The sequence below is a fragment of the Pedobacter sp. 01N416 genome, from assembly GCF_056399685.1.
Genome location: NZ_JBFTRT010000357.1, coordinates 1 through 6,417 on the forward strand (window position 1 = coordinate 1; position 6,417 = coordinate 6,417).

6 protein-coding genes are annotated in these 6,417 nt (G+C 39.4%); 5 read left to right on the plus strand and 1 reads right to left on the minus strand.

The annotated features are described in order from the left end of the window. The 4 genes from AC1DND_RS18575 to AC1DND_RS18590 all read left to right on the plus strand — a co-directional run. Positions 1-214, plus strand: a 214-nt coding sequence (locus tag AC1DND_RS18575) for a hypothetical protein (protein ID WP_477583883.1), incomplete at its 5' end; no start/stop codon positions are given. A gap of 342 nt (positions 215-556) precedes the next feature. Then, positions 557-1,912, plus strand: a complete 1,356-nt coding sequence (locus AC1DND_RS18580; RefSeq protein ID WP_477583885.1) for a Gfo/Idh/MocA family protein — start codon at positions 557-559, stop codon at positions 1,910-1,912. Positions 1,913-1,975: 63 nt separating this feature from the next. Continuing rightward, entirely contained in the window at positions 1,976-3,340 is a 1,365-nt protein-coding gene (locus tag AC1DND_RS18585) for a 3-keto-disaccharide hydrolase (RefSeq protein WP_477583887.1), read from the plus strand. Between the two features lie 335 nt (positions 3,341-3,675). Next, a complete protein-coding gene (locus AC1DND_RS18590) occupies positions 3,676-4,869 on the plus strand; it encodes a Gfo/Idh/MocA family protein (RefSeq protein ID WP_477583889.1) in 1,194 nt (397 codons plus the stop codon). 525 nt (positions 4,870-5,394) lie between these two features. Here AC1DND_RS18590 and AC1DND_RS18595 read toward each other — a convergent pair. Then, positions 5,395-5,853, minus strand: coding sequence for a type I restriction enzyme HsdR N-terminal domain-containing protein (locus AC1DND_RS18595; protein WP_477583891.1), 459 nt, complete (start codon positions 5,851-5,853; stop codon positions 5,395-5,397). Positions 5,854-6,057: 204 nt separating this feature from the next. Between AC1DND_RS18595 and holA the strand changes: the two genes are divergently transcribed. Continuing rightward, a partial coding sequence (gene holA, locus AC1DND_RS18600) for a DNA polymerase III subunit delta (protein WP_477583892.1) occupies positions 6,058-6,417 on the plus strand: 360 nt, incomplete at its 3' end.

The following is a 6,417-nucleotide window of genomic DNA, read 5'->3' on the forward strand; positions in this document are numbered from 1 at the left end:
GACAGAAAACATTGATGTAGAAGCGGAACGTGAGCGTTTAAATGCCGATTTAGTGTATTTACAGGGCTTTTTAAAGTCGGTAGATTCTAAATTGAGCAACGAACGCTTTGTACAGAATGCAAAACCGGAAATTATTGCAAACGAACGGAATAAAAAAGCCGACGCTGAAGCTAAAATCAAAATTATTGAAGAAAGTTTAGCGGTTTTAGGATAATAATAACTTTACAGCCGTTGCGATCGTAACCCTAAAAAGCCTTTCAGATTATTTTCTGAAAGGCTTTTTTACTTACAGTTAATTAAAACTAGCTAAATAAGAATAAATTATTTCAAACGTTTTCCTAGATATCGATAAAAGCATGCTATTGCCTTAAATATTGGCTTTTTGGCTATTTATTTAAGGTTAATACGATTGTAAGCCATTATTTCAAGATAAGGTGTCAAAAATATTACTTGCGAATATTTATGGTTTGTTTTTATTAACCATATTTTAGATTTTGTTAAAACGATCTATCAGATCGTAAACTATTTAAGCGTTAATCTAACCTAATATCCTCAAATGGAAAATTCCAGAAGAAAATTTATTAAGCAATCGGCAATATTTGCTGCAGCAACCTATGCAGGTACCATGGGCATGAGCGCCAAAAGTTATGGACGCATCATCGGTGCAAATGATAGGGTACGCGTGGGCGTTGTTGGGTTTTCTGATCGCTTTAAAGACACCCTTTTGCCTTGTTTCCTGAACCACAACAAGGAATTAAACTTCGACATTGTTGGTCTCTCTGACTTATGGAACTACCGGAGAGATTTAGGAATTGCCCATTTAAAACAAAAATTTGGTCACGATATTAAAGCCTGCCGTAACAACGATGAGCTTTATGCTACAAAAGATCTTGATGCCGTAATTATCAGTACTGCCGATTTTCAGCATGCACTTCACACCATCGAGGCCGTAAAAGCCAGTTGTGACGCCTATGTAGAAAAACCCTTTGCCGAAACCATGGACGATGCGAAAGCGGCATTTAAAGCCGTTAAAGCAAGCAAACAGATTGTGCAGATTGGTTCGCAAAGAAGGAGTGGAGAGAATTATACCAATGCAGCAAAATTTATTCAGGATGGAAAATTTGGGCCGATAACTGCTGTAGATTTAGTATGGAATGTAAACCAGCCAGGCAGATGGCGCAGACCTGATTTAGTAGCCAAATTAAAAGAAGAAGATATCGATTGGAAAAGATTCTTATTGAACCGACCAAACGAAGCCTTCGACCCAAGAAAATATTTAGAATACCGCTTGTTCTGGCCATATTCTTCAGGTATGCCAGGGCAATGGATGTCGCACCAGATTGATACCGTACATTGGTTTACCAATTTAAAACATCCGCGAAGTGTAGTGGCAAACGGAGGTATTTACACCTGGAAAGATGGCCGTAGAAACTGGGATTCGATGGTTGCCGTATTCGATTATGGCCAGCCTGATACTACAGATGGTTTCCAGGTTACTTTTACGTCAAGAATGCAGAATAGTGTGGGCGATGTGGGAGAGGTTTATTATTCTAACGGTGGCGAGTTGAATTTAATTACCAATAAAGTATCGCCAAAAGGTGGTTTAAAGGAGAGAGAAGCTGCGGCCATGGGCTTAAAAGCCAATCTTTTGCCAGAATTTGATTTAAGTAAAACCGAAATTAAAGCGGCTACAGGAGCAAATATGGGTGGTGATGCGTTAACTTCTGGCCATATGCGCAACTGGATGGAATGTGTGCGTAGTCGTAAAACACCAAATGCACCTGTTGAAGCCGGTTATTCACATTCTATTGCCAATATCATGACCAATGCTGCGGTACGAACAGGTGCAAAAGCAATTTTCGATGAAAGCAGACAAGAAGTAATCGCAAACGGAAAAGTATTTAAATATTAAAATGTTATCATAGCGAGGAAGGATACCTCTCAATCAATAAAAGATAAAATCCCTAAACCAATCATGTTAAATTTAAAAAAATATAGTATTCTAGCCCTTTCGCTAATCAGTTTATCAGCCGCTGCCCAAAAAGCTAAACCATTATTTGATGGCAAAACCTTAACCGGTTGGAAAGCAGTTGCAGGAGCAGCTCCGTACAAAGTTGAAGACGGAATGATTATCGGAACGATGACCAAAGGCACACCAAATTCGTTCTTAATCACTGAAAAAGAATATGGCGATTTCATTTTAGAACTCGATGTGAAGCTGGAAGGTGAAACCACCAACTCGGGCGTGCAAACACGCAGCCATATTAAACCAGAAGGAAACAACGGTAAAGGATTGGTTTTTGGCAGGCAGGTAGAAATAGACCCTACACCAAGGGCATGGACCGGGGGAATTTACGACGAAGCCAGAAGATTATGGCTATATCCTTTAGAACTTAACCCATCGGCAAAACCGCTGTATAAAAAGAATGAGTTTAACCATTACAAAATAGAATGTATTGGTAACGAAACCAAAACCTGGGTAAATGGCGCACCTGTTGCCTACGTGATTGATACTTTGGATAAATCAGGATTTATCGGTTTGCAGGTTCATGGTATTGGCAATAACCTCGATAATGATGGCAAGAAAGTTTATTTCAAAAACATTAACATTCAAACAGAGGGCTTAAAAGCCAAAGCTTTTCCAAAAGGAATTTATACGGTTAATTTAACGCCGAATACGTTATCTGCTTACGAGAAATCGGAAGGTTATAAACTTTTGTTCGATGGTAAAAGCAATACAGGTTGGGTTGGTGCTTATAAAACTACTTTCCCTGCCAAAGGATGGAAGATTGCCGATGGCGTTATCAGTGTAGAGCCATCGGGTGGTGCAGAATCGACCAACGGCGGCGATATTGTAACCAAGGATGAATATGCAGCTTTTGATTTGTCGTTCGAGTTTAAACTTACCCCAGGTGCCAACAGTGGCGTAAAATATTTTGTTACCCTAAGCGAAAAAAATACAGGTTCTGCTATTGGTCTCGAGTATCAGGTTTTAGATGATGTTTTACACCCTGATGCAAAATTGGGCAGAGATGGAAACCGTACCTTGGCTTCGCTATACGATTTAATGACTTCGAAAAAAGAAGCCCGTTACCTGCGCCCTATTGGAAGCTGGAACAATGGCCGTTTGGTGGTATACCCAAATAACAAAGTAGAGCATTATTTAAATGGCGTTAAAGTTTTAGAATATACCCGTGGCTCTGAAGAATTTAAAAAACTGGTTGCCATTAGTAAATATAAAGACTGGAAAAACTTTGGTGAAGCACCAAAAGGACATATCCTATTGCAGGACCATGGAAATAAGGTGGATTTCAGGACCATTAAAATCAAGAATTTATAAGTTTAATGACTTGAAAATGAGCGTTGGTTCAATATGGCGGCCTGCAGTCCCGCTTTCGCATATAGTCCTCGCTCGTATCTCACTGTGGGCTATTTAGCTCATCCGATAGCTATCGGATCGGGTTTATTGTTAACGGTTTGCATTGCAAACTGGCCTAAAGGCACTGAAAGATTTAAATAGCCCCAACATACGCGAAAATACTTTTTTGTTGCATTTTCGTTAATATTGCAAATGCTGGCAACAAAAAGATTGTAGCATTGGCGGGACTAGCCTTTAATAGTAGCAGGAGTTGCGCGCTCCAATTAAATAATAAGTAATATTTTAATCATTATAACATGCATCGTCGATCTTTTTTAAAACATACTACTTTGTTAGGCTCTGGTTTACTTGTTGGTAATCAGGGTTTTGCTAATTTAGTGGCTGATGAAATTATTAATGTGGCAATGATTGGTTGCGGCGATCGTGGCAAAGGTGTTTTGTCGGTAATTAAATCAATGCCTGCAAAGTATAAAATTAAAGCTTATTGCGATTTACTCGATTTTAGGCTTAAGGAAACCGAAAAGTATGTTCCTGCGGATGCAAAGGCCCTAAAAGATTATCACAAAGTTTTAGACGATAAAACAATCGACGCGGTTTTTATTGCCACACCTTTAAGCGAACATTTCAGAATTGCCAAAGATGCGGTACTGGCTGGCAAACATGTGTATGTAGAAAAAACCATGACATACAATATTGCCCAGGCACTCGAACTTAAAAAACTGGTAAAACAATATCCCAATCAGGTTTTTCAGGTGGGTTATCAGTATCGTTATTCGCCTTTGTATTTTAAGGTGAAGGATATGATCCAAAGTGGCTATTTGGGCAAGGTTAGCCAGATCGATTGCCGTTGGGACCGTAACGGCAATTGGCGTAGGGCAGTGCCAGATCCAGCTTTAGAACGTAAAATCAACTGGCGGATGTATAAAGAGTATTCTGGCGGATTAGCCGCCGAACTTTTATCGCACCAAATCGATTTTATCAATTGGGCTTTCGAAACGCAGCCTGATGAAATTATGGGATCGGGTGGGATAGATGTGTTTAAAGATGGGCGCGAAACCTACGATAATATTCAGGCCATTCTCCGTTATAACGAAAAAGGTATGATCGGCAATTTTGGAGCCACTTGTGGCAATGCACATGATGGTTACCTGTTTAAAATAAAAGGCACCAAAGGTTCGGTTTCTTTGCTTACCAACACCGGTTTGTTCTATCCTGAAGAAAGTGCCAAAAAAGAATTAGGCATAGTTGATGGTGTAACTGGGGCCACAAAGATTGTGGTAAATAAAGATGGTGGAATCCCGATTTTGGATAAAGCCACCATTGATGGTACAAATTATGCTCTAGATGAATTTTATAAATCGATAACAACCAAGAAAGAACCAGTATCAAATATCAATACCGGAACCCAGGCGGCTATCTGTGTGGCCATGTGTAACGAAGCCATTTATAGCGGGAATAAACAGGTTTGGAAGACGGAATATAGTGTTTAGGTGATCTGTCATCTGCACAAAATCGTCATTGCGAGAAGGCTTTTTCAGCCGACGAAGCAATCTAAAAGATAGATTAATAGCGATCGTTGTAAGATTGCTTCGTCGTTCCTCCTCGCAATGACGGAAAATGAAAGAATTTTTAATGCTCCTAATTTTTTTTGGGGGAAAAGCAATTGTTGTAGTTTGTTTTAAGGTTCGTCCTGCTTTCTGCTCCAATCTTTTTTGCCCTTCGACTCCGCTCAGGATGACAAAAAAGGATTTTCGCGTCAATCAGGTTTATAATCGGAAGGGGGTATTGCTACTATTGAAGATTGCATAGCATGATTCAGAAAACGCAATTAAAGTGATTGTCATCCTGAGGTACGAAGGGATCAATTGGCAGAAGCGGGAGCGGGGCAGGAACAAACCCAAATACTACTGATTTTGCTTTCCATCAATCGTATAAGATGATATGGATTTTATGTTATACTGAGCAAGTATTCCATAGGCTGCAGATCCTTCGTGCCTCAGGATGACAAACACTCCTTACAAGCCCAAATACTCTGGCATTTCCTTTACGAAGTTAAACTTACCTTTTTCAAGGTCCATCTTCGCATAAACATGTTGCAAACCATTGGTTAGCACAATCCATTTGGCTTGGTGTATAGAATTGTACCGTGATGCCTGATCGAAAACCGATTGCGTAATCTTTACTTTGGGTGCCTTACATTCAATTAACATCAGCTTTTCGCCAGCCGTATTGTACACTAAAATGTCACTTCGCTTTTGTAATTGGTTTAGCACCAAACCACCTTCAATCTGGATCAATGTGCGTGGGAATTTCTTTTCCAAAATCAGGTTCTGTATAAAATGCTGACGGACCCATTCTTCGGGCGTAAGCACCAGGTGCTTTTTCCTCAACTCATCGAAAATAAAAACCAGATCATCTTTTTGGGTAATTTTAAATGGATATGGCGGTAGGTTAAGCGGGGTAGGGTTGAACATTTTCTCAGTTGGCAGTAATCAGTTTTCAGTTAACAGTTGGAAGTTCTCCGTTAACAATGGAACAATCCATCAATTATTATCGTGCAAAGTTAATTAATTCTAAGATATGGAAGGAAATCTCCTATCTAACATCTCAGATATAGTATCTCTTAAATTATAAACATTTACCCAAATCGTTAAACCTAAATCGTAATTTTACGGGCAATGACTGCTGCCGAAATTATCAAAGATATCAAAGCCCGAAAATTCAAACCGGTGTATTTATTACATGGAGAAGAATCTTATTATATCGATCAAGTAACAGATTATATTGAAGATAAGTTATTGAACGATGCCGAAAAAGGTTTCAATCAGACTGTTTTGTATGGTAAAGATACCGATATGGCTACGGTTTTGGGTGCTGCAAAGCGTTACCCGATGATGTCTGATTATCAGGTGGTAATTGTTAAGGAAGCGCAGGATTTAAAGTGGGGCAAAGAAGATTCGAGCAGTAAAGAGGGCGAATTTGTGCTCAACTATTTTGAAAAACCTTTACCGAGTACCATATTGGTTTTGGCTTTTAAG